Source organism: Blastocatellia bacterium, assembly GCA_035275065.1.
Classification (GTDB): Bacteria; Acidobacteriota; Blastocatellia; order UBA7656; family UBA7656; genus DATENM01.
Map to the genome: position 1 here is coordinate 69,009 of DATENM010000039.1, position 24,725 is coordinate 93,733.

Below are 24,725 nucleotides of genomic sequence, written 5' to 3' on the forward strand. Positions count from 1 at the left end.
TAGCCGAACAGATATCGAATGATGAAAAGAAAATCTCTCTGGATTGTCCCGGCCGCAATCATCCTGCTGTCAGCGACATCGGCGTTTGCTCAAGACCTGAAGTTGATCCCTGAGCCGAAGCAGGTCGAGCGCCGCGCCGGCGCTTTCGCCATCACCTCGAAGACACGCATCGTCGTCAACTCGGCACATACGGAGGAAGACCGCGCCGCCGCCGAAACGCTCGGCGAAGAGATCGAGCGCGCCACCGGGCGAAAAGTAGCCATCACCACATCGCGCTCGCTGCCCAAAGCAAACGCCATCTATCTGGCGCGTGTCGGCGATGACGCACGGCTGAGTGCCGCGCTCGCGGCGGACAAGCTGGCGATTGACGACAAGCTCGACGAAGAAGGCTACGTGATTGACGCGAGCGCCGAGCGCATCGTCGTCGCGGCGCGAACCGGCGCGGGCGTCTTCTACGGCGCGCAGACCTTGCGCCAGTTATTGGGGCAGGGAAGCGGCGCGCAGGCCGGCGAAACTCGTCAGCTTTCCTGCCCGGCAGTCGCTATAAAAGATTGGCCCCAGATGCGCTGGCGCGGCGTCCACGACGACATCAGTCGCGGCCCCGTGCCGACGCTCGAATACATGAAGCGGCAGGTGCGAACCTGCGCGGCCTTCAAGCTCAATCTCTTCTCGCTCTATCTGGAACACGTCTTCGACTATCAGAGCCAGCCGCTGATCGCGCCGAAAGAAGGCGCGATCACTGCCGCGGACGTCAAAGAGCTGGTCGAGTATGCGCGGCGCTATTACGTCACCATCCTGCCCGAGCAGCAGGCGTTCGGCCATCTGCATCACGTCCTGAAGTACGAAACCTTCAGCGACATGGCCGAAACCCCGCACGGCCATGTGCTGGCACCGGTCAACGATAAAACTTACGCCTTCATCAAAGACCTTTATGCCGAGCTGGTGCCGCTGTTTCCCGGCCCGCTCTTTCACATCGGCGCTGACGAAACCTTTGAGCTGGGGCGCGGGCAGACGAAAGCCCACGCCGATCAGGTCGGGCTGGGCCGCGTCTACCTTGAGCATCTGAAGCGCGTCGCCGAGATCATGAAGCCTTACAATAAGCGGCTGATGTTCTGGGGCGACATCGCGATGAAGTATCCTGAGCTGCTGGGCATCCTGCCGAAAGACGTGATTGCCGTGGCGTGGGGGTATTCGCCGCAGCCCGCCTTCGATAACCTGTTGAAGCCTTACAAAGACGCGCATCTTGATCTGTTCGTCGCGCCGGGCGCGAGCAACTGGAATCGCATCTTCCCGAACCTCGACGCCGCCTTTTTGAACATTCGCAACTTCGTGCGCGACGGGCAGAAGTATGGCGCGCTCGGCATGTTGAACACGACCTGGGACGATGACGGCGAGGCGCTGTTTCAGATGACCTGGCCGGCGGTCGCCTTCGGCGCGGCCTGCGCCTGGCAATCGGGTGAATCAAGCATCGAGCGTTTCAAGGCCAATTACGATTGGGCGTTCTATCGTAACGAAGATCACGTTTTCCGGGATGCGCTGCAATCACTGTCGCGCGCCCATTCGATACTCCGCGATGCCAAGCTCGGCGACGCCAACGACGAGCCGTTCTGGTCCGACCCGTTCACAGAGACCGGCGCTGCATACGTCGAAAAAGCCGAGGCGGCGGCGCACGACCTGCGCATTGAAGCCGAGCGCGCACTGGCCTCGCTCTATCGGCACCGTGAGCAAGCGCGCAACAACGACGACACGATTGATAGCTTGATCTTTGCCGGGTTGCGCCTGGACGCGCTCGGCATGAAGGCCCAGCTTGTCGGCGAGATCAGCCGCTATTACTGGGAAGCTTATTTGAATATGAGCAACCGCCAACTGGTGCAGCGCAACCTGAGCCAGATTGCCGGGGCCAACGGGCGGCTCGAAGACTTGCGTGACGCGACGACGCGATTGCGCGAGATGTACGCGAAGCTGTGGATGGCAGAGAACCGCGCCTACTGGCTGGCCAACGTCACGGTGCGCTATGACAATCTGGCGCGGCTGTTTGTGGCGAAAGCGCAGACCGTTCGCCAGGCCATGCAGCAGTACCGCGAGCAAGGCACTCTGCCGACGCCGCAGCAGATGGGATTCTTTATTCGAGTGACAAGTGACAAGTGACAAGTGACAAGACGGTCACTCAAAGTTGTGCTGAGCTCTGGCATGCGTAAGCTATCTTGTCACTTGTCACTTGTCACCGGAGGTAAAGATGGAAGCGCCGACGTTTCAAGACGTATTGCTGGCACAGCGGCAGATCAAACCTTACTTGCAGCGCACGCCGATGCGTTCCTACCCGGCGGTCAATGGACTGGTCGGCGCGACGGTCTTCATCAAGCATGAGAATGTCCAGCCGACGTGCGCTTTCAAAGTGCGCGGCGGCATCAACCTGGTTTCGCAGATGAGCGATGAGGAGCGCGGGCGCGGCGTGATTGCCGCTTCGACCGGCAACCACGGCCAATCGGTCGCCTACGGGGCGCGCCTATTCAACGTGGCGGCGCGCATCGTGGTTCCCGCCGGCGCTAACCCCGGCAAGGTCGAGGCGATGCGCGGCCTGAACGCGGAAGTCATCTTTCACGGCGCGCGCTTCGACGACGCGCGCGGGCATTGTGAAGCGCTGGCGCGCCAGCATGGCTACCGCTACGTCCATTCGGGTGACGAGCCGCTGTTGATCGCCGGCGTCGCGACCGAAGCGCTGGAGATGCTCGAAGACGAGCCGCGGTTGAGTTGCATCTTCGTCCCCGTCGGCGGCGGCAGCGGCGCGGCGGGAGCCTGCATCGCGGCCAAAGCCATCAACCCGCGGATTCGCGTTATCGGCGTGCAATCCGAAGCCGCGCCCGCGGCCTACGAGTCGTGGCGGCAGCGGCAACTTGTGGCAGCACCCGACCGCACCTTTGCCGAGGGCCTGGCGACCGGCACCGCCTTTGCGCTGCCACAGCAGATTCTCTGGCAAATGCTCGACGACTTCATGCTGGTGAGCGACGAAGAGATCAAGCAGGCGATGGTGTGGATGATCGAGTGCGCTCACACGCTCGCGGAAGCCGCCGGCGCTGCGCCGCTGGCCGCGCTCTACCGCCGCCGCGCCGAGTTCGCCGGTCAGAAAGTCGGCCTCGTCTGTTCCGGCGGCAACGCCTCGCTGGCGCAGTTGAAAGAGGTGCTGGCGCGTGTGTGAGCCGGCGCGACCGGGGGCGCTTCTGTAAGCCCAAAAACTTTTTTTGTTACCGGAAAGAATTCCGCATGTTTCCCGCCTGATTTGCGTCTTTCCTTAGTAGAGGGAAAACTCCCCACCTGCCGCAGGCGGGTCGGCCCTGGCTCCCTCCGCCCTGAATCGTTCTCGGTTATTTCTCACGGCCCACTAATCAATAGGCCAATGTCTACAGGGCAGAGGAACTATTTTGCTCCTATGCACATTCCATGACGGCGAGGTGGTCAGCCGAACAGTCCTACCGCAGACGGCTAGCTATCCCGCCGAAAGGAGACAACCGATATGCGAAGAATCATAAGCTTCAGGTCGCAAGTGCAGCGCCGGCCGCTCGTCTGGTCTGCGGCAGCGGCGGGCTTCGTCTATGCGCTGTCGCTACTGATGGGCTGGCCCGGCGCACAGGCGCAAAGCCTGCAAAAGATGGCGCTACGCTATGTCGTCGAGACCAAAGAGACGGCGACGTTTTATCTCGGCAAAGAGGGCAAGATTAATCTCGCCCTGCTGGATCAGAACGGCTACCGGGTGAAAGCCCCGCGCGCCTTCAGGACGACGATCACCGCGACCACGTTTGACGGTCTCGATCAGGCTAAGAGTCTGCTTGCCTCCAGATCAATCAAGCAGCAAGCTCAGTTGAACAAGCAAGCTGCGAACAACAACACGATCTCAGCGACGCGCCGACTCGTGCTGGGGCAGGGGCAGCAAGCCGCGCAAATCGTCATCAACCATGGACAGGGCGAAGACGATAAAAACGCCTACATCGTGTCGTATCAGCCCGGAAGGGTGCAGGTCTTCGTCGAAAGCGATGGCGTCGCCACCGGCCAGGCGGTGATCATCGTGCTCGACCCACGGCGGGCGCTGTCGAAGCCTGCGCAGCAAGCCAGGCCGGCGCCGCCCGACGCGGGGCTGATGCCGATTTTCTGGCAAAACCCGCACTCGGCGCAGTTCCGTTTAGAGCTGACCCCCTCGAAGCTGCTCGCGCAGATCGAAAAAGGCGAGCAGGTCGGTAAACTCCAGGTGGCGTTGAGATCGGCGGTCGGCGACGATTATCCGCCGGCGCCCGAAGACCTCCAGATCATCCTGAAAGTCGAAGACGGTAACGCCCGCTTCGAGCCGAATGTCATCAAGATACCGCGCAATCAGGCCATCTCGCCGGAAGCGGCGGTCTTGAGGACGCGCCCCGGTGGGCGCATCAGCGTCAGCGCCTACGCCCTGAGCGCCAATAACTATCTCCCGGCGCGCCAGGATTACAACTTCGTTCCTGGTGTCCGCACCACAGATTTAACCGTCCGCCAACAACGCAACAGCGCCTTTGCCAACGGCCTGGATGAGATCGAGCTGCGCGTCGAGGCCTTACAGGATGGCCGCGTCATCGCTCCCGAAGACGAAGGCATGGACGAACGCCTGATCACCTTCACCCTGTCGGGCGACACGCGGGGGATACGGTTTGAAAACGGCAAGAGCGAATTGCACATCCCCAAGGGGCAGACGTCAGGAACCATCAAGCTGTTCAGCAGCCGCCCCATCGGCGATTTCAAAGTTGTTGGCTCAACCTTGAACGGCTTGCGCGAAACGATTGTCTCTGAAGAGATGGCAGCGCCGCTGAGCTTCTCGTTCCCCTGGCTGCAACTGTTCTTTGCGATTGCCGGCGGCAGCGTCATGCCGCTGTTGCGCAGACAGAGTCGCCTCAAGATCATGCAGGGGCTGGTTCTCGGAGCGGTCTTTTTCGGGCTGGCGCTGTTCGGCGCCATCGTTTCAAACCCGCAAACCGTCGGCGCCGTCTCCATCGTCGTGACCAAGCTGCCTACGGAAAACTTCTTCGCCTCTTTCATTCTCGGCTTCCTGGGCAGCCTGCTGCTTGGAATCAACTTCACCAGAAGGCGTAGAGCCGGCGCCAAGCGCAAAGCGGCGGCGGCGTAGGCCAAAGACCGAGCGACAAGAAATCGACCGGCGACGCCGTTTCGTGGTTTAATGAACGGCGCAATGGCTAATCATATTCTCGGCATCGATCTGGGCGGCACCAAAGTGATGGCGGCGGTCTTTGACGCGAGCGGCAACATCGTCAGCCGCGCGCGCGCCAAGACCCGTGCATGGCGCGACAACGAGCTGGTCTTTCAAACCGTCGCGCGCACCGCCGAGCAGGCGATTGAGCGCGCCGGCATCACCCGTGACGACCTGCGGGCTCTGGGCATCGGCGCGCCCGGCCCGCTCGATCCCGACACCGGCATCATCGTCGAATCGGCCAACATGACGCTCCGCAATTTTCCGCTCGGCCCGCGCCTCGCCGAAGCCTTCCACTGTCCGGCCATTGTCGAAAACGACGTGAACGCCGGCACCTATGGCGAATACCGCAAAGGTGCCGCACGCGGCGCGCGTCATGTCCTCGGCGTCTTCGTCGGCACAGGCATCGGCGGCGGCATCATTGCTGACGGGGCGCTCTATCATGGCTTCAGCAAGAACGCCGGCGAGATCGGCCACATCATCATCAAAGCCGGCGGGCCGCGCTGCGGCTGCGGCAATCGCGGTTGCTGGGAGGCGCTGGCGAGCCGCACGGCCATGACGCGCGACATCCGCAAAGCCATCCGGCGCGGCGACAAGACGCTGCTGAACGCCAAGCTCAAACAGGATACCGATCTGATTTCGGGCGGCGACCTGGGCAAGGCTTACCGCGCCGGCGATAAGCTGGTGGTGAAGATTATGAACCGCGCCGCGCGTTTGATCGGCGCAGGCATCGGCAGCCTGGTCAACGTGCTGTCGCCGGAGGTCGTCGTCTTAGGCGGCGGCGTCGTCGAGGCGATGGGAGATGATTTCGCCGGACGCATTGACGAAGCGGCGCGCGACACCGCATTCGATTTTATGACGAGAGATTTAAGGATTGTGCGCGCGGCGCTCGGCGACGACGCCGGAGTTACGGGCGCGGCGCTGCTCGCCCAGGAGTTCGTCGAGCGACAGTGAAACCATGAGCAGCGCACAGAACCCCCTCATCGAAGTGATTGCCTTTGACGCAGACGACACGCTCTGGCACAACGAGAGCCTGTTTACGGTCACGCAATCGAAGTTCAAGCAACTGCTCGCCGGCTATCACAGCGACGAATGGATCGAAGCCAAGCTGAACGAGACCGAGCACCGCAACATCCAGCATTTCGGCTACGGCATCAAAGGCTTCACGTTATCGATGATCGAAACCGCCATCGAGCTGACCGAAGGCCGCATCAGCGGCGCGGAGATTCAACAGATCATCGATTACGCGAAGATCATGTTGCATGCGCCGGTCGAGCTGCTTGACGGCGTGGCCGAAACGATCAGCGCCCTTGCCGAGCAGTACCGGCTGATGTTGATCACCAAAGGCGACCTCTTCGATCAGGAGTCGAAGATCGCGCGCTCCGGCCTGGGCGACCATTTCAGCCACCTCGAAATCGTTTCGGAGAAAAACACGGATGTCTATCGCGCCGTCATGGCGCGGCACCAGCTTGATCCGCAGCGCTTTCTGATGGTCGGCAACTCGATCAAGTCAGACATTCTGCCGGTGATTGAAGCCGGCGGGCGGGCGGTTCACATCCCTTATCACATCACCTGGGTACACGAGCAGGTGAGCGATTATGACGCGGCGAGCTTTTATGAGATTGGCGACATTCGCCAGTTGCCCGGCCTCTTGGAAGAGATGAGGGAGAGAGGCTAGCGCCTAGCCTCTCTCGACGGCCAGTATGTGTTTCGGCGGCACGCGCAGGTCCCAGACCAGCCGCAGCCACGACAGCATGCGCAGCGCGTAGTAGCTGAAGTCAACCTCCCACCAGAAGAAGCCCTGCTTCACCGAAGCCATGTAGTGGTGGTGATTGTTGTGCCAGCCTTCGCCGCCCGTCCAGATCGCGATGAGAAAATTGTTGCGGCTCTGGTCGGTGGTCTGGTAACGGCGGCTGCCCCAGACGTGTGATAGGGAGTTGACCGTAAAGGTGCCGTGATAGAGCAGCACGGTGCTGACGACAAATCCCCACACCAGCCACGACCAGCCGCTGGCGCCGAACAACATGCCGCCGAAGAAGCAGGCCACCGCCACGGCGACGCCCGGCACCCAGTGGTTGCTGTTCAGCCAGCGCAGCTCGGGGAAGCGCGCGAAATCTTTGATGGCGTTCCAATCGGTCGCTTCGTACTTGCGGCTGATGACCCAGCCGACGTGCGACCACCAGAAGCCCTCTGTGACCGGCGAGTGAATATCGCCCGGCTGATCCGAATACTTGTGATGGCGGCGGTGATGCGCGGCCCACCACAGCGGCCCCTTCTGCAACGCCGAGGTGCCGAGCCAGGCCATCAGGAACTGCACAGGGCGGCTCGTCTTGTACGAGCGGTGCGAGAAGTAGCGGTGAAACCCTGCGGTCAATCCGAACATGCGGACGGCGTACAAAGCGACGCAGAGCAGCACGGCGGTCAGGCTGAAATCTACGAAGAAAACGGCGACGCACGCCAGGTGCATCAGCGCGAAGGGAATCGTTTTGAACGATAGCCGGTCGCCCTCTTCGACGTAAGCCGGCTCGACTGACTTGGCCTTGTCAGGTGCGGGCTTGACGGTCTTTTTGAGGGTGGATGGTGGAATCGTTGAGGTCGCGGGAGGTGTTGTGGTTCTAATCTCTTGCATCGCTTCTCCTGAATTGCATATCCTACCAGACCGGCTCGCTTTGCCCAAAGCAAAAATCATCGGCGGCGTAAATTTAAGTCGCCATGAGCGCATGAAATGTCGTTGCCGCGCGCCGGCTGGGGGGCTAGAATCAGGGTGCGTGACAGCCTGACCAGAGGGAGAGAGACTGCGATGTCAGCCATAACCGAAGAAGTCATCCTCGACCCCGAAAAAGAATACGAAATCGTTGACGGCCAGCCGGAGGAAAAAATTATGGGCGGTGCGAGACACGGCGGCGTGGGCGTGCGTTTCGCCGCAGAATTATGGATGTATGTGAGAGCCAACCGGCTCGGCGGCGTCTACGGCCCGGACACGCTGTTTCGCATCGGCAAAAACAACCGCATGCCCGATGTGGCTTTCGTCAGTGCCGCGCGCATTCCTGAAGAAGGTGAGCCGGAAGGGATATGGGAACTCGCGCCCGACCTCGCCGTCGAGATCGTTTCGCCCAGCGACCTCTGGGAAAAAGTCATCAGCAAGATCGAAGAGTATTTCGCCGCCGGCGTCCGCCAGGTGTGGCTGATCTCGCCGACCTATCGCACGCTGACCGTCTATCATTCGCCAACACAGGTGACGATTCTTTCTGATAACGACGAGCTGGCGAGCGACGACATCGTACCCGGCTTCCGCCTGAAAATCGCCGAGCTGTTTCAAACCCCGGCGCGCGCATAACCTGGCTCCGCCCACGCGTATCATCATGTCGAAGCATTACGTCATCAAGCGCGATGTGCCGCGCCGCTTTCTGGTCAACTACAAAGGCGACCTGAACACCGAGCAGTATGCGGTGGTGACTGCCGGCGGCGGCCCGCTGCTGGTGATCGCCGGCGCAGGCTCCGGCAAGACGCGCACGGTCACTTACCGCGTCGCGCGGCTCATCGAGATGGGCGTGCCGCCGGCCCGCGTCCTGCTGGTCACCTTCACCAACAAGGCGGCGCGCGAGATGCTCCACCGCGTCGAGACGCTGTTGCAGACCGACTCGCGCAAAGTCTGGGGCGGCACCTTTCACTCCATCGCCAACCGCATCCTGCGCCGCCACGCCGAGTCCGCGGGCTACCAGCAGAACTTCACCATCCTCGACGCCGAAGACGCCAAAGACTTGATCGAATCCTCGATTCAAGAGGCCGGCATCGATGCGAAAGCGCGGCGCTTTCCGAAGCCTGAAGTCGTTGCCGACATCATCAGCTTCGCCAACAACCGCGATCTGCCGATTCGTGATTGCATCGTCGCCAACTATCCGCACTTCGAGCCGCTGGCGACGCAGATTGAGCGCGTTGACCGCATCTTTCAAGCGCGCAAGGTCGAGCGCAACACGATGGATTATGACGACCTGCTGATGAACTGGAAGCGTTTGCTTACGGAAAAGCCGGAGATCGGCGATTACTGGGCGAATAATTTCGAATACATTCTGGTTGACGAGTATCAAGACACCAACAAGATTCAAGCCGAGATCGTTGATCTGCTCGCCGTAAAACATCGCAACATCATGGTGGTCGGCGACGACGCGCAATCGATCTTCGGGTGGCGCGGCGCACACTTCGCCAACATCTACACCTTCAAAGAGCGCTACCCGGACGCGCAGGAATTTCACCTGGAAATGAATTACCGCTCGCGCCCGGAAATCGTCTTGCTCGCCAACGCGGCGATTCGCAACAACCGCCGCCAGTTCCCCAAGAACCTCCACGCCGTGCGCGAATCCGCGGGCCAATCGCCGGCGCTGGTGCCGACTTCGGACGGCGACCAGCAGGCGGCGTTTGTCGCCGGGCGCATCCTTGAGCTGCGCGACGAAGGCGTGCCGCTCGACGAGATCGCCGTGCTCTATCGCAGCCACTGGCACGCCCTCGAATTGCAGTTGGAGCTGGTGCGGCGCGACATCCCTTACGTGGTGCGCTCAGGCGTGCGTTTCTTCGAGCAGGCGCACATCAAAGATGTCATCTCTTATCTGCGCATCGTCGTCAACCCGCACGACGAGCTGGCCTGGAAGCGCGTTTTGAAATTGATCCCGAAGGTCGGCAACGCCACCGCCAACCGCATCTGGGAGCGCATCGCTTACACGCAGGAGCCGCTGGCGCTGATCCGCCGCTCGGACTTCGACGCGCAGCCGCGCTCGGCAGCCGGCTGGCAGGCTTTCGTCAAGCTGATCGGCCAGCTCGTCAGTCCCGAATACCTGAACCGTCCGGCGGAGCAGATCGCACTGATTCTTCAGAGCGGTTATGAAGAGCATCTCGAAAATACCTACGAGAACAGCGACCTGCGCGCCGAAGATTTGCGGCAGATGTCGAACTACGCGGCGCGCTTCAGCTCGACCGAAGAGTTTCTGTCCGAGCTGGCGCTGGTCAATACCGAGCGCTTCGGCACGCCGCAAGGGACGACCGGCGAAGACGTCGTCGCGGGCGGCGACGAAGACGAGAAGCTCGTCCTCAGCTCGATTCATCAGGCGAAGGGGCTGGAGTGGCGCGTCGTCTTTCTGATCTGGGCAGCGGACGGCAAGTTCCCTTCGGCGCGCTCGTTGCGCGATCCCGAGAGCGAAGAAGAGGAGCGCCGCCTGTTCTACGTCGCCGTGACGCGGGCGCGCGACGAGCTGTACGTCTGCTATCCGCTCGTCGTCACCGATTATTCGCGGCAGACGGTGATTCAAAAGCCTTCACGCTTCATCACCGAAGTGCCGCGCGAGCTGTTTGAAGTCTGGTCAGTCGAAGAACAGTCGCTCGACGCCGGCCCCGATGAGACGCCGAAATTGATCAATTAAAGTTCACTTCTTATCCGCCAGGCGGGCTCAAGTCGCATTCAAGAATTAATCAAGCGCCATGCGTTAAAAGAAAAGTCGCGGGCGGGCGCTTGATTGTGGAACCGAGACCGGGGCGCGACGTTTGCTGTATCAGATGCGCTGCCGATGTCTCTATTCAAACAGCGCAGATCGAATGAAGAAGGGGGTGGACGGCAGCGTCCAATAGATTGAAATGGCAGTGATATTCGAACAAGCAAAGGGCGGCACGTGCCGCAAGTGGGAATGCAAGCAATGCCACCAGCTGGTTGCCGAGAGTGCCACGGTGGCTTATCACCTGGTTGACGGCATCCTTTATGGCTGGTGCGAAGACTGTTTCGGCGAGCGCCGCAAGGTCGCCGTCGAGCTGGTTGCCTAAACCGTTCCCATCGTCGCAGCGCCATGCAGCGCTTCTTGACGCACACGCCCGCAGGCTGTACCTTCAAAGCTCAGGGAGTGGAGGATAGCGGCTAGAGAGCCGCTCTTGCTCTAATCTCTAGTCCCTAATTCCTGAAGGGGGCAGCGTGGAGACGGCGAAAGGCAAAGCGCAGGAAGATAACCTCGGCACCCGCATAGACACCTTCGAGAAATACACCTACCCGCACGCGCGTTTGCTAGCCGAGCTGGCGACGCGATTGGCGCGGCGCTTCGGACTGACGCCGCAAGACACCCATGCCATTACGGAAGCGGCGCTGCTGCACGACATCGGCTTGCTGGCGATGACGCCGTCTTACCATGCGCGACCGGGCCTGCTCAACTACGAAGAGCGCATGGATTTGTGGCGGCACGCGGTCATCGGCGAGCAGCAGATGGCCAAGCGCGAGGCCACACGCCATGCGCAATTGCTGGTGCGCTGGCATCACGAATGGTGGTGCGGGCTCGGCTATCCAGACATGCTCGCCTTCGAGGACATCCCCATCGGCGCACGCCTGCTGCGCGCCGTCGAGCTTTACTGCGCGCTGATCGGCGACCGCCCTTACCGCGCGGCGATGAGCGCCGAACAGGCGATGGAAACGCTGAAAGCGTCTGCCGGCATCGAATGCGACCCCTATGTCGTCAAGGCGCTGGCGGCGCTGCTCGACGATCTACAGGCGCAGGCCGAATTATCCACAGCCTCCGCCTCGCCGCCAGCGCCGGATCAGCCTTCGGAAATTTCCGGGCCGCCCGCGCCGCCCGTTGAAGCGGCGCCTGTGTCACCGACGCCGCCCGTCGAAGCCGCTCACGGCGAGTCGCTCGCGGATTCGCCCTGGCAAACAGGCGCGAACGTGCCCGACGCCTGGACGCCTTCGCAAGTACCAGCCGACGCCGTGCCCGTCATGCCCGCGGGTGACGATTCAGCGGTGAGCGATGCCGCGCCTGTCGCTGAACCTGTTGCCCCTGCTCCCGAAGCCGCCGGCGAAGCCCCGGCCCTCGCGCCCGAAGCCGCAATTGAAGAAGCCGCGACGCCCATCGCTTCGCATGACGAATTGCCCGCGGCCTCGCCCGCCGTAAGCGAGCCAGCGGTCACCGGACGCTCGCCGGTCGCATGGCTGATGACCGGCGGGCGCTGGCGCGAGATCAAAGACGAGCAGGTGTCGAAATGGGACGGCTGGCGTTCGAGCAGGTATAACCGCAAATCGCTGCTCGGCTTTGAAGCGAGCGTCTTAAGACAGGTCGAGTTCCGCTCGGTCGCCATTCCGTTCTTCGGCTGGACACGGCTCGACCTCTACCTGAAAGCATGGGGCAAGGCGATTCTGGCCAACGACCCGCGCGCCTGGGCGGCGGCAGTAGCGCGCGCCATGCTTGAATCGCGGACGATGCTCGGCGAAGAGCAGATCGCCCGCCTGCTCGAAGACGTCTACGTGCCGGGCGTGCGTTTGGCGAACCCGGAATTGCGCCGCTGGTTCAACGAAACGGACGCATGGTGGATGGACAACCTGCGCCGCAACATCGAATCGCTCGACACCGAAGCATGGCGAGCGCAGGCACTCGCCACGGGATTGATGACCGGCGATTATGCGCTGTCGTTTAATGATGCGACGCGCGAGCTGAGGCGACCGCTGACGACGGTCTTCTGGCGGATGGCGGGCCGGGCGCTCGCCGGGCCGTCGAGCTATGCGGCGAGCCATAGCGCCAATATGCCCGCCGAAGCGTTCATCCGCCAGGCGCGCGCCGATTTGCTCTACCTCAGCCTGCCGGCGGCGCATACCACACAGGCCGGGGCCGAAGCGCGTTCCGAGTGGCGCGAAGCCTGGGTGCGCGCAGAGGCCGCGCCGGAGGCGACCGACCTCGACCGGCTGACGAGCGCGCCGCAATCGAAACACGCTTACCTGGCGATGATTGACCGCCTGTTGCGCGCCGCCTTGCACCTGCGCACCTGGGCCATCAGCTATCAAGAGATCGGGCTGGCCTCCGTAGCCGAGATTACCGAGTTGATTCAAGAGCATCGCCCGGTGCGCGCCACTTACTCAAAAGACCTGACCGAAGTCGCCGGCGGGTTGCGCAACTACATCATCGTGGCCGACCGCGCCGCCAGTTAGCGCGGGCGGCGTAAATCGCCGCCATAAAGCGTTATTTTCTTGGCGCGCGCGGCCGCTTCTGCTAGACTGGAGCTTCCCCCCTCAGTGGTAAAAAATCCTGGCGAATAAGCGACATAGGAGACTGCTCATGTCCAGTAGTCCTTCGATCATTTTGTGCGTTGAAGACGATGTGGATACGCAGGAGATGATGCGTGTCATGATTGGCGGGTGGGGGTATGGGTTTGAAGTGGTGGGGACCTGCACGGATGCCTTGCAGTTGATTCGCGGCAGCAAGCTGGCGGCAGTCTTGCTGGACAACTCGCTGCCCGATTGCACGGGCATTGACTTATGCCGCCAGGTGCGTCAGTTCGACACGCGCCTGCCGATCATTTTCCTATCCGGCTCGGCGCACGACGATGAGCGGCAGCTGGCTTTGGATTCTGGCGCCAACGTCTTTCTCAGCAAGCCCTTCGGCCTTGAAGCGCTGCTGGAAGTCCTCAACACCTACGCGCCGCTGTGATAAGTAAAAAGTAAAAAGTAAAAAGGCAAAAGTTTGGAAAGCCCGGCAATCTGAGCCGCTATCCTGCTCTTTTGCCTTTTTACTTTTTACTTTTGCCTTCCTCAGGGGCGCGGCTTTCGTTCAAGTTCCATTTCAGAAGGCGCACTGCTGCGGCGCACACGGACAAGCGACCAGAGCTTGCCGAAGATGCCGTGCGCGACATAGATGGTCGAAACGATCAGCAGCGTCGGGCGCGAGTAGAACCAGATCAACAATCCGACGAGCGCCAGCGCCAGGATCATCACCCGCGGGTTCGTATTCTGCGTGCCGACGTTCTTGAAGCTCGAATAACGCAGCGTCGAAACCATCAGAAAAGCCAGGCCGATGACCAGCGCCGCAAACAAGGTCGCTAAGAGTTGTGAATTGACCGGCAGGAATTGACTGGTGAACGGCACCTGGACGCTTTTGACTTCAGCCAGGGGCCGCGGCGCGAAGTGAATCAGCGAAGCAATCATTGCCGCGCCGAAAGGAATGGGCAGACCGACGAAGGCTTTCTTGTCTATCTTGGGATTCTTCGGCGGCTGATTCGGCTTCGTCTGCCGCGCCTGCACGTTGAAGCGCGCCAGCCGCAGCGCGCCGCAGATCAAAAAGAGAAACGACGCCGCCCAGCCGACGTTACGCAATTCGGGAACCTGCCCATAACCCCACGCGAAAGCCAGCACCGCCGGCGCCAGCCCGAACGACACCACATCCGCAATCGAATCCAGCTCGATGCCAAACTCCGAGGTCGTGTTCGTCAATCGCGCGACGCGGCCATCGAGCAGGTCGAACAGCGCCGCGAAGCCGATGGTAATCGCCGCGCGGTCGAAATGCTCGGTTGCTACAAGAATCGATGAGCCGACGGTGTCGCCGCCGGCCCACAAATCGCCGGAAAACGCGCCAGGCCCCAGCGCGCTAATGGCGCGGAGCGATTCCATAATAGAGTAGAAACCGCAGAAGATGTTGGCCGTCGTCAACAGGCTGGGAATGACGTAGACGGCTTTGCGCGAGCGGCGCATGGGGCGCGGCGGCGCGGTCGGCGGGGCGACTCTCTCATCGGCCATGGCGGTTCTCCTGTGGCTCGCTCAGTGATTCGCGCGGCGCGGGCGATTAGTCGCCCTGAGGTGCGGCGAGACAGCCCGGCTCAAGAACATACTACTGTGTTTTCGCCGCCGCGGACAAATCGTCGCGCTACTCGCAGCGGACGCGCGCCAGCACCGTGATGCCGCCGCGAACGCGCTCGCCGGGACGCACCAGGACTTCGACTTCGGGCGGCACAATGACATCCATGCGCGAGCTGAACTTCATCAATCCGATGCGCTCGCCGAGCTGCACCTGGTCGCCTTGCTGCTTCCACAGCACGACGCGTCGCGCCAGCAGGCCGGCGATCTGCCGCACGCCAATCGTCACCAGCCGCCCGCGAATCGTCAGGGCATTCTGCTCGTTTTCAACCGAGGCGATGTCGCGCGAGGCGACGTGAAAAGCGCCCGGCTTATACACCGCCTCGACGATCTCGCCGGCAATCGGCGAGCGGTTGATATGCACATCCATCGGCGACAGAAAGATCGAAATCTGCGTCGCCGAATCGGCGCGATTGGGCTCGACCGGCGCGACGACGACGACGCGTCCATCGGCGGGCGAGATAATCAGCCGGTCGTCAACCGGGCAATCGCGCTGCGGGTCGCGGAAGAAGAACGCCATGAACGCGGTCAGAGCCAGACACAGCGCCGCGGCGATCCACCAGCCGAGCCAGGCAAAGATAATCGCCGGCACGATAAACAGAATGATGTAGGGAATCCCTTCTTTAGCCATGACGATTTTAGATTTTAGATTTTAGATTTTGGATTGAGGAAAGAGAAGCTCGTCTTGTCTGAGCGTTCCGGGAATCTAAAATCCAAAATCCAAAATAAAATGGGGTTACTCAACCGCAGCGATCCCGGCACGCAAAGACGCGCGGGAAGCCGCCGCTCTTGAGTAACCCGTAAAAGGTAAAATTAATGCTCGATCTTGAATGATCTTTAGTGACCTGCCGCCTGATGCTGCTCTTTGTAGTGGCGCATGATCGTTTCCATCTCGTCTTTCAACTGCAACTTCTTTCTCTTGAGCATGGCTTCTTCCATCTGCTCCTCGGCGCTCGGGTAATGCAGCTCCTCTAGCTCGATCAACCGCTTGTCGTACTCGCGGTGTGTGTTGACCAGTTCCGCGAAGTGCGTGTCGTTGTCGATGAGGTGCTGCTTGAGCGCCTCGGTCTCCGCATGGCTCATAGGATTTTGCCCTCCTTTAGAATCGAAAGACCAGCTTCTGTATCTGCCGCAATGGTACTCGAAAGGCCGCGGCGATGCAAGAATTCAACGCGCCCGGCTCACCCGCAAGGGTCGAAATCCGCAGCGATCTTTGGCGCGCCCGGCACGCTGCCGGAGCTTGCTAGAATTGATCGAGGAACAGATACCGCTCGCGGTGCTTTTCGACATCAGCCCGCGACTCCACATCCAGGCGCATGACCTGCGCCGGCTTGCCGCGCTCGACCGCCGGCCACGCCGGCAAGCCCGGCCCGTTGGGATCGCCTTTCTTGATGAAGTTGGCGAAGTACGCCTGCATCGTCTTCGACACCCGGTAATCTTCCGGCGTCCAGGCATAGACCTTATTCGTATCGAGGTTGCCGAGCGCGTATTCGATCTCCGCCGAATGGACGGCGCCGCTCGCCGGCGGCGGCGCTGCATTCTGGCCGCGCGTCACGCCGCCGGCAAGGCCGGGCGTGGCGTTGGCAAACGCGGCGCTCATCGCCGGGCGCGGACGGGCGTAGAAGTAGCGATAGACCGGCTTGCCGCCCGTCTGGCTATGAATGTCGCTCCACTTCCACGTGCTGTAGCCGATGAAGCGGTCGCCCGCCAGATCGGTCGCCGCCGCCATCACCTCTTCGCGCGTGGTTGCCGGGTAGAGCTTCAGCGCCTCGTCGGCGCGCAGGCCGAGCTGTTCGCGCACCGCCTTCTGATAATTCTCCGGCGTCGGCTCCTTGCCGCGCAGCAGGGCGGCCCCGGTCATCTCTTCCGAGTTCCAGCCGACCAGCAGCGGCACCTTCGCCTGACGGCCCGCGGCAAAGGTCGCCGCCGGAGCTTCGCTGAAGAAGTAGCCGTCCAGGGTGATCGGGAAACGCCCGACGCTGGCAAAGCCGCCTTGCGTCGCCGCCTCGAAAACCTGCTGCGTGCTCATGGCGCGCAGGGCGGCAAGCGATGTCGCGCCCAGCCCAACGGCGAACTTCTCTCCCGTCTGCTCTGCCTGCGCCAGCGGCACGGGCGGCAGCGTCGCAATGATCGAGCCGCTCTCGCCGATGGCGCCGGCGATCAAATCCTTTGAGAGCGGCGAAACCATCTGCGCGCTCACAGAGGCCGAGCCGGCGGATTCGCCGGCGATGGTCACACGCCGCGGGTCACCGCCGAAGGCCGCGACGTTTTGCCGCACCCAGCGCAGGGCCGCGCTCTGATCCAGCAAGGCGTAATTGCCTGAGGCGTGGTGCGGCGATTCTTTCGTCAGCTCGGGGTGCGCGAGAAAGCCGAAGACGCCGAGCCGGTAATTGACCGTGATGGCGACGATGCCTTTTGCCGCCATGCTCTCGCCGTCATAGCGCGGCTCCGAGCCGTCGCCGGCGACAAAGCCGCCGCCATAAAAATAGACCAGCACAGGCAAACGTTCTTTGCCCGTCGTGGCCGGCGTCCAGACGTTCAGGTAGAGACAGTCTTCGCTCATGCCATTGGAGCGGAAACCCATGTCGCCGAAGATGGGCGCTTGCATGCAGCGCGGCCCGAATTTATCGGCCTGGCGCACGCCCTGCCAGTCCTTGACCGGCTGCGGCTCCTTCCAGCGCAGGTCGCCGACGGGCGGCTGGGCGAACGGGATGCCTCTGAAGATGCGCACGCCGGAGCTTTGCCTGCCGGCTCCGGCGACGATGCCGTTGGCCGTCTTGACGCGGTCGCTGGTTTGCGCGACCGCGGCTAAGGCGGAGGCAAAGATGATGGCGATAATTAAACCGGCGCCGCTCACCGATAGTTTCATGTCAATCGCTCCTTAGAGAATCTGAAATGGTTAATCTGCTGATCCGAGACGAACGAGATGTATCATGCCTCATCCGCTCAGCATCCAACAACATAGTCTATGCGGTGATTCCTCTTTACGCGAGATTGGCAAGCTCTGCTTGCGCGAATCCGCTTGCGTCGTCGCCGTCAGTGCGATAGAAAACGAGTGAGTCGCTCAATTCACCTTGCAGTCCGACGCACGCAGCTCGCGTCTTTTTCCAGGAGCCTATACATGCGAATCAAGCTCTGCTGTCTCCTCATCCTGTGCGCAGTCGGATTGCTTGTCGCCCGGCCAACTGTGTCCGGCCAGGGACGCAGCGCGCCGACTCCGGAGCTAATCGCCCGCCGCAACGCCACCGAGAAAGAGTTGCAGTCGTTGGCCATCGTCGAGCGCAAGCTCATGATAAAGATGCGCGACGGCAAGCGCATGGCGACGGACGTCTATCGCCCGAAAGACACCTCCAAGAAGTACCCGACGGTCTTTGTGCGCACGCCATACAACTTCAACTTCTGGGACGTTCGCGCCGGCGCGCCGCGCGACATGAGCAACGAGCTGGATGCGGTCAAACGCGGTTACGTCTTCGTCGAAATGAACGAGCGCGGCCACTTCTTCTCCGAAGGCAACTATGACATTCTCGGCGCGCCGCTCAGCGACGGCGACGACGCGCTTTCGTGGATCGCCGCGCAGCCGTGGTCGAACGGCAAGGTCGGCACCATCGGCTGTTCTTCGACTGCCGAATGGCAACTGGCGGTCGCGGCCCGTGGCCACCCGGCGTTTGCCGCGATGATTCCGCAGAGCTTTGGCGCCGGCGTGGGCCGCGTCGGCCCTTACTACGAGCAAGGGAACTGGTATCGCGGCGGTGCCGTGCAGATGCTCTTTATCGCATGGCTGTATGGCCAGCAGAATCAGGTGCGGCCCATGTTTGCGCCGGGCACTTCGCAGGAAGATTTGATCCGCGCCTCGCGCCTATTCGACCTCGCGCCGCAGATGCCGCCGGTTGATTGGTCGCAGGCGCTCCGCCACCTTCCCGAAAAAGAGATCATCCAAGCAGTCAATGGCCCGCAAGGCATCTTCGCTGATCCCATGCCGGTTGACACCGGCGGCGCGATGATCGCCCGCGCGCCGAACGACCCGGCGTGGTACAAGGGCGGGCTGTGGCATGACGACATGAAGATCAACGTGCCGGGCTTCTGGTTTATGTCGTGGTACGACGTGTCCGTAGGGCCGAATCTGGCGGCTTATAATCACGTCCGCAAAACGGCGCGGCCAGAGATTGCCAATCAACAATACGCGGTGATCGCGCCAACGCTGCATTGCAGCTATAAGCGAGCCACTGAGAATACCATCGTCGGCGAGCGCAGCGTTGGCGATGCGCGGCTGAATTATGACGAGCTGACGTGGGCGTGGTTCGATCACTTTCTTAAAGGCGAAGACAACCACGTCCTTGAGACCATGCCGAAGGTGCGCTATTACACGATGGGGCTGAACAAGTGGCAATCGTCGGACACATGGCCGCCGCGCGGCGCGCAATCTATGAGCCTGTATCTGGCGAGCGGCGGCAAGGCGAACACGTTGAGCGGCGACGGCGGGCTGACGGATACAGCTCCGGCGGCGGACGCGCCGGATCAATTCGCCTATGACCCGATGAATCCCGTGCCGTCATTTGGCGGCAATGTTTGCTGCACCGGCAACGCCGTGCAGGGCGGCGCTTTCGATCAGCGCAAGATGGAAGAGCGTTCGGACATTCTGGTTTACACGACCGAGTCCTTGAAGCAAGGCGTCGAAGTGAGCGGCCCCATCGAAGTGACGCTCTATGTGTCGTCGGACGCCAGGGACACGGACTTTACCGTCAAGCTGATCGATGTCTACCCGGACGGGCGGGCCTACAACCTCGACGAGACGATCCAGCGCATGCGCTATCGCAACGGCTACGACAGGCCGCTCGCGTGGATGGAATCGGGCAAGGTCTACAAGGTGACGTTACAGCCGATGACGACGAGCAATTACTTTGAGGCGGGCCACCGGATTCGCCTTGAAGTGTCGAGCAGCAACTTCCCGCGCTTCGACCGCAACCTGAACACCGGCGGCAAAAACTATGACGAATCGCAAGGCGTGGTGGCGCACAACGCCGTCCACCATTCAAAGCAGTACCCATCAGAGGTGAAGCTTACCGTGGTGAAGAAATAGCCCGTGGCGCGCGGTAAGGTGGAAGGACGAACGCGATGACGCGGAGGTTGACCATGCAACGGTCGTATGCTCAAATCCCTCGTCGTCCGGTGAATCTTATGGACATCAATGAGGTCTTTCGTTTTGTCGCCCCGCAAGTGCGCGAGGCGGCAGTCAAGACCGCCGGCCAGTTGAATCTTCTTGGCATCCGCTATGCGCTGGCGGGAGGATTGGCCGTTGGGGCTCACGGATACATTCGCGCCACTGTTGATGTGGATTTTCTGGTGGGGGAAGAAGCGTTCGAGCATCAGGGATCGCTGGTCGCTTTCAAAGCCGGCGTCCCCATCGAAGTTGACGGCATTCGCATAGACTACCTGTCGCCGGCTGCGCTCGGCCCGCAATTGGAAGAGGTTCTCGACCGTCCTCCGATGAATGAAGGGTTAGCCATCGTTCCGATTGAAGTGCTCATTTATATGAAGCTTGTGGCAAAGCGGCGCAAAGACATGGTGGATGTCATCGAGCTGGTCAGAGTCGGAGCGGACGTGAACCGGGTGCGCGATTACCTCCGGCAATATGCCGCTGATCTGGTTCCGACATTTGAAGAATTGGTCAACGAGGCTATTGACGAATGAGACATCTTCCTGCTGATCGCGCGCGGCTCCTGCTCCGAGTGATGATGGTATTCGCCTTCCTGCTGATCGGCAATTTCGGTCAGAGCCAGGCGCAGGGGCCGGCGAGGGTAAAGGCATTCGTCGGCGCGCGATTGATTGACGGCAGCAACCGCCCCGCCATTGATCACGCCGTGCTTGTCGTGCGCGATGGCCGGGTGATCGCCTCAGGCCCTGCGAAAAGGGTGCGTGTGCCAGCCGGCGCAGAGATCATCAACCTCGCCGGCAAGTTCATCATCCCCGGCTTGATCTCGACTCACGTTCACGTCTCGGATGTGCAGGGCACGCGCCCGCCGGCTTACACCGAAGAAAACACGCTGCGCCAGCTCGGCGTCTTTGCGCGCTATGGCATCACCGCGGTTCAGAGCCTGGGCGGCGAGCAAGCGCCCGCCTTCAAAGCGCGCGCCGCACAGAACACGCCGGCGCTCGACCGCGCACGCCTCTTTGTGGCCGGCGAAATCATCGTCGGCAAAACCCCTGAAGAAGCCCGGCAGATGGTCGCGCGAGTTGCCGCCGCTCAACCCGACATTATCAAGATTCGCGTTGACGATAATCTCGGCACGGCGGTGAAGATGCCGCCGGCGGTCTATCGCGCCGTCATCGATGAAGCACACCGGCGCGGCCTGCGAGTTGCCGCACATATCTTTTATCTCGAAGACGCCAAAGAGCTGCTGCGCGCCGGCGTCGACTTCATCGCTCACAGCGTCCGCGACCGCGAGATCGATGACGAATTCATCGCCTTGATGAAAGCGCGCCACGTCCCTTACTGCCCGACGCTGACGCGCGAGCTGTCGGCCTTTGTCTATGAAGCGACGCCGGATTTCTTTGCCGACCCGTTCTTCCTGCGCGAAGCCGACCGCGACGTGATGGCGCAGTTGCAGGAGTCACAGCGCCAGGAAGCCGTGCGCCAGTCGGCGACCGCCCGCGGCTATAAAGCCGCTCTGGTCGTGGCGAAGCGCAATCTGAAGAAAGCCGAGGACGCCGGCCTGCTGATCGCGATGGGCACGGACGCCGGCGCATTTGCCAACCGCTTTCAAGGTTACTTCGAGCATGTTGAGATGGCGATGATGGCCGAAGCCGGATTGACGCCGGCGCAAATTCTTCGAGCCGCCACGACGGACGCGGCGCGAGCGATGAAGGTCGAAGGTATCGGCGCGCTCACGCCGGGGGCATGGGCCGATTTCGTTGTCCTCGAAGCCGACCCTTTGACAGACATTCGCAATACGCGGCGCATCGCCGCGGTGTGGATCGCCGGCAATCAGGTGAAGCGCTGAGATCATGAGGGGAATGCAACACAGAGACACCCAGGCAGGGGGAAAGCGCAGAGAAATCTCCGTACCTCTGTGCCTCTGTGCCTCTAGTGTTTGGCTCCCACGCTATCTTTGCAGAGAGGAAAGTCTATGGGTGATATGAGGCGGCGGATGGTTCGATTGATCACAGCGGCGACCGTTGCGGCGCTGCTTGGCGCTTGCGGGGCGGCGTTTGCCCAGCAATATGACCCCGGCAGCTATGCCGGCCTGCGCTGGCGCATGATCGGCCCGTTTCGCGCGGGGCGCGTCAATGGCGTCAGCGGCGTGCCGGGTCGGCCGACCGTATTTTACTTCGGCTCGGTAGGCGGCGGCGTCTGGAAAACAACGAACGCGGGCCGCACCTGGAAGCCGACATTCGATAGCCAGCCCATCGGTTCAATCGGCGCCATTGGCGTTGCGCCGTCGAGCCCGGACACGGTTTACGTCGGCACGGGCGAAGCCGACATGCGCTCGCAGATTTCCTACGGCAACGGCATGTATAAGACGACCGATGCCGGCAAGACATGGAAGCATCTGGGGCTCGACGCCACGCGACAGATTGGCCGCGTGCTGGTAGACCCGAAAAATGCCAACATTGTCTTTGTCGCGGCGCTCGGTCACGTCTATGGCGCGAATGCGGAGCGCGGCGTCTACCGCACCCGCGATGGCGGCGCGACCTGGGAGAAGGTGCTGTTCAAGAATGAGAACGTCGGCGCGATTGACCTCGCCTTCGACCCGCAGGACTCGCGTGTAGTCTACGCCACATTGTGGAACACGCGCCGCCCGCCGTGGAGCATCTATGCGCCGTCTTACGGGCCGGGCGGCGGCGTCTTCAAATCTACGGATAGCGGCACGACCTGGCAGCCGCTCGTAAACGGCTTGCCGACCGAGCGCGTCGGGCGCATCGGGCTGGCCGCGACGCCGACGAATCGCAACCGCATCTACGCCATCGTTGATGCCAAAGCCGGCGGCCTCTACCGCTCGGACGATGCGGGCGCGACCTGGACGCTGATCTCTGAAGACAAGCGCATCTATGGGCGCGGCTGGTATTTCTGCAAAGTCGTTGCCGATCCGAAGAACGCGGATATCGTTTACGTCTCGAACACCTCAGTTTATCGCTCGACGGATGCGGGCAAGAGCTGGACGGCGATCAAAGGCGCGCCGGGCGGCGATGACTATCACCAGCTCTGGATCTACCCGGACGATCCGAGCCGCATGATCCTGGCGAGCGATCAGGGCGCTGTCGTCAGCGAAGACGGCGCGGCGACCTGGAGCAGTTGGTACAACCAGCCGACCGCGCAGCTCTATCACGTCGCCGCGGACAATCGTTTTCCTTACTGGGTGACGGGCGCGCAGCAAGACAGCGGCGCGGTCGGCGTGCGAACCCGCAGCCCATACTCGGAAATCTCGACGCGCGATTGGAGCCCTGTGTGTGCCGGCGGCGAATCTGATTACACGGCGCCCGACCCGCTGCATCCCGAGATTCTTTTCGGCGGCAGGGTGTCGCGCTGCAATGTCATCACCGGCGAGACCAAAAACGTTTCTCCCGAGCGCGGCATGACTGTGCCTGCACGGCACACCTGGACGGTGCCGCTGGTCTTTTCGCAGGCTGACCCGCAATCGCTTTACTTCAGCAATCAGTTCCTCTTCAAGACCACCAGCGGCGGCGAGAGCTGGACACAGATCAGCCCCGACCTGACGCGCGAAGACCCCGGCGTTCCGGCCAACCTCGACGAAGCGACCGCTGCCGATGCGCCCGAAGGCAAACGGCGCGGCGTCATCTATACCATCGCGCCTTCGCCGCTGCGCGCGCCGACCATCTGGGTCGGCACAGACGATGGTCTCATCCATCTGACCAATGATGACGGCAAGAGCTGGCAGAACGTCACGCCGTCGCCGCTTACGCCCTGGAGCAAGGTGGTCATGATGGAAGCGTCGCACTTCGATGTGAACGGGGCCTACGCGGCGGTGGATCGCCACCGCCTCGACGATAACGAGCCTTACATCTACCGCACACGCGACGGCGGCAAGAGCTGGCAGAAGATCACCCGCGGCTTGCCCGCGGGCGTCTACATGCAGACCGTCAAGGAAGACCCTGAGCGACGCGGCTTGCTCTTTGCGGGCACCGAGCTTGGCGTCTTCGTGTCGTTCAACGATGGCGAGCAGTGGCAGCCGCTACAGCTCAACCTGCCGGCGGTATCGATGCGCGACCTGGTGATTCACGGCGATGATTTGATTGTCGCCACTCATGGGCGCGGCTTCTGGGTGCTGGACGACATCACGCCGCTGCGACAGATCACCGATGACGTGTTGAAGGCCGACGCTTACCTGTTCCGCCCTGCCGACGCGGTGAAGGTTCCGCCGCCGAGCGAAAACGGCACGCCGCAACCGCGCGACGAGCCGCTGGCTGAAAACCCGCCCTACGGCGCCATCATCGATTACCATCTGAAGTCTGCCGCGGCGGGGCCGGTGACGCTGGAGATTCTCGACCCCGCCGGAGCGACGATTCGCCGCTACTCAAGCGCCGACCGCGCGACGCCGGTCAACCCCGACACGCTCGACATTCCCGCCTTCTGGCGGCCCACGCCCGAACCGCTGCCGGCGAGCCCAGGCATGCACCGCTGGGTCTGGGACCTGCGCCCGACGCCGACCGGTGAGCCGGCAAGAGGTGGCGGCGGCGGCGGCTTTGCTGGCCGCGCCGCGGGCGTGCTTCCCGGTTCGTATACCGTCAAGCTGACGGTTGGTGGCAAAAGTTACACGCAGCCGCTTCGGGTCCTGATGGACCCGCGACTGAAATGACCGAGGCAACATGAAACGAGGGCTTACCTTAAGTTTACTTCTCGCC

Annotated in this window: 19 protein-coding genes; 14 read left to right on the forward strand and 5 right to left on the reverse strand. The window is 61.9% G+C overall.

The window, feature by feature from the left end; translation table 11 throughout:
- Nucleotides 1-18: 18 nt before the first annotated feature.
- From VJ464_08450 to VJ464_08470, 5 genes are all read left to right on the forward strand, one after another.
- Nucleotides 19-2,148, forward strand: coding sequence for a glycoside hydrolase family 20 zincin-like fold domain-containing protein (locus tag VJ464_08450; GenBank protein ID HKQ05146.1), 2,130 nt, complete (start codon nucleotides 19-21; stop codon nucleotides 2,146-2,148).
- Between the two features lie 88 nt (nucleotides 2,149-2,236).
- On the forward strand, nucleotides 2,237-3,196 hold the full coding sequence (locus VJ464_08455) for a pyridoxal-phosphate dependent enzyme (protein ID HKQ05147.1): 960 nt from the start codon (nucleotides 2,237-2,239) through the stop codon (nucleotides 3,194-3,196).
- Nucleotides 3,197-3,511: 315 nt separating this feature from the next.
- Nucleotides 3,512-5,143, forward strand: coding sequence for a hypothetical protein (locus VJ464_08460; GenBank protein ID HKQ05148.1), 1,632 nt, complete (start codon nucleotides 3,512-3,514; stop codon nucleotides 5,141-5,143).
- 63 nt (nucleotides 5,144-5,206) lie between these two features.
- Nucleotides 5,207-6,178: an ROK family protein gene (locus VJ464_08465; protein ID HKQ05149.1), complete on the forward strand. Its 972-nt coding sequence runs from the start codon at nucleotides 5,207-5,209 to the stop codon at nucleotides 6,176-6,178.
- 4 nt (nucleotides 6,179-6,182) lie between these two features.
- The gene (locus VJ464_08470; protein ID HKQ05150.1) at nucleotides 6,183-6,902 is read left to right on the forward strand and encodes an HAD family hydrolase; all 720 of its coding nucleotides are present in this window, start codon (nucleotides 6,183-6,185) and stop codon (nucleotides 6,900-6,902) included.
- A gap of 3 nt (nucleotides 6,903-6,905) precedes the next feature.
- On the opposite strand, the gene VJ464_08475 is transcribed toward VJ464_08470, so the two are convergent.
- On the reverse strand, nucleotides 6,906-7,853 hold the full coding sequence (locus tag VJ464_08475; GenBank protein HKQ05151.1) for an acyl-CoA desaturase: 948 nt from the start codon (nucleotides 7,851-7,853) through the stop codon (nucleotides 6,906-6,908).
- 171 nt (nucleotides 7,854-8,024) lie between these two features.
- On the opposite strand from VJ464_08475, the gene VJ464_08480 reads away from it, so the two are divergent.
- From VJ464_08480 to VJ464_08500, 5 genes are all read left to right on the forward strand, one after another.
- Nucleotides 8,025-8,561 (forward strand): Uma2 family endonuclease, encoded by a 537-nt coding sequence (locus VJ464_08480; GenBank protein ID HKQ05152.1) that lies wholly within the window; start codon nucleotides 8,025-8,027, stop codon nucleotides 8,559-8,561.
- A gap of 25 nt (nucleotides 8,562-8,586) precedes the next feature.
- Complete coding sequence (locus VJ464_08485) at nucleotides 8,587-10,635, forward strand: ATP-dependent helicase (GenBank protein ID HKQ05153.1); 2,049 nt, start codon at nucleotides 8,587-8,589, stop codon at nucleotides 10,633-10,635.
- A 211-nt stretch (nucleotides 10,636-10,846) separates the two neighbouring features.
- Complete coding sequence (locus VJ464_08490; GenBank protein HKQ05154.1) at nucleotides 10,847-11,029, forward strand: hypothetical protein; 183 nt, start codon at nucleotides 10,847-10,849, stop codon at nucleotides 11,027-11,029.
- 145 nt (nucleotides 11,030-11,174) lie between these two features.
- Nucleotides 11,175-13,169, forward strand: a complete 1,995-nt coding sequence (locus VJ464_08495) for an HD domain-containing phosphohydrolase (protein HKQ05155.1) — start codon at nucleotides 11,175-11,177, stop codon at nucleotides 13,167-13,169.
- Nucleotides 13,170-13,296: 127 nt separating this feature from the next.
- Complete coding sequence (locus VJ464_08500; GenBank protein ID HKQ05156.1) at nucleotides 13,297-13,668, forward strand: response regulator; 372 nt, start codon at nucleotides 13,297-13,299, stop codon at nucleotides 13,666-13,668.
- A gap of 101 nt (nucleotides 13,669-13,769) precedes the next feature.
- Here VJ464_08500 and pssA read toward each other — a convergent pair whose 3' ends face one another.
- From pssA to VJ464_08520, 4 genes are all read right to left on the reverse strand, one after another.
- Nucleotides 13,770-14,750, reverse strand: coding sequence for a CDP-diacylglycerol--serine O-phosphatidyltransferase (gene pssA / locus VJ464_08505; protein HKQ05157.1), 981 nt, complete (start codon nucleotides 14,748-14,750; stop codon nucleotides 13,770-13,772).
- Nucleotides 14,751-14,877: 127 nt separating this feature from the next.
- On the reverse strand, nucleotides 14,878-15,504 hold the full coding sequence (locus VJ464_08510; GenBank protein ID HKQ05158.1) for a phosphatidylserine decarboxylase family protein: 627 nt from the start codon (nucleotides 15,502-15,504) through the stop codon (nucleotides 14,878-14,880).
- Nucleotides 15,505-15,704: 200 nt separating this feature from the next.
- Entirely contained in the window at nucleotides 15,705-15,950 is a 246-nt protein-coding gene (locus VJ464_08515; protein ID HKQ05159.1) for a YdcH family protein, read from the reverse strand.
- Between the two features lie 160 nt (nucleotides 15,951-16,110).
- A complete protein-coding gene (locus VJ464_08520; protein ID HKQ05160.1) occupies nucleotides 16,111-17,736 on the reverse strand; it encodes a carboxylesterase family protein in 1,626 nt (541 codons plus the stop codon).
- Nucleotides 17,737-17,988: 252 nt separating this feature from the next.
- Here VJ464_08520 and VJ464_08525 point away from each other — a divergent pair, with 252 nt between their 5' ends.
- From VJ464_08525 to VJ464_08540, 4 genes are all read left to right on the forward strand, one after another.
- Nucleotides 17,989-19,944 (forward strand): CocE/NonD family hydrolase, encoded by a 1,956-nt coding sequence (locus VJ464_08525; GenBank protein ID HKQ05161.1) that lies wholly within the window; start codon nucleotides 17,989-17,991, stop codon nucleotides 19,942-19,944.
- Nucleotides 19,945-20,042: 98 nt separating this feature from the next.
- Nucleotides 20,043-20,555, forward strand: coding sequence for a hypothetical protein (locus VJ464_08530; protein HKQ05162.1), 513 nt, complete (start codon nucleotides 20,043-20,045; stop codon nucleotides 20,553-20,555).
- Nucleotides 20,552-21,865, forward strand: a complete 1,314-nt coding sequence (locus VJ464_08535; protein ID HKQ05163.1) for an amidohydrolase family protein — start codon at nucleotides 20,552-20,554, stop codon at nucleotides 21,863-21,865. Before VJ464_08530 ends, VJ464_08535 begins: the two co-directional genes overlap by 4 nt.
- A 147-nt stretch (nucleotides 21,866-22,012) precedes the next feature.
- Complete coding sequence (locus VJ464_08540) at nucleotides 22,013-24,679, forward strand: glycoside hydrolase (GenBank protein ID HKQ05164.1); 2,667 nt, start codon at nucleotides 22,013-22,015, stop codon at nucleotides 24,677-24,679.
- Nucleotides 24,680-24,725: the final 46 nt, after the last annotated feature.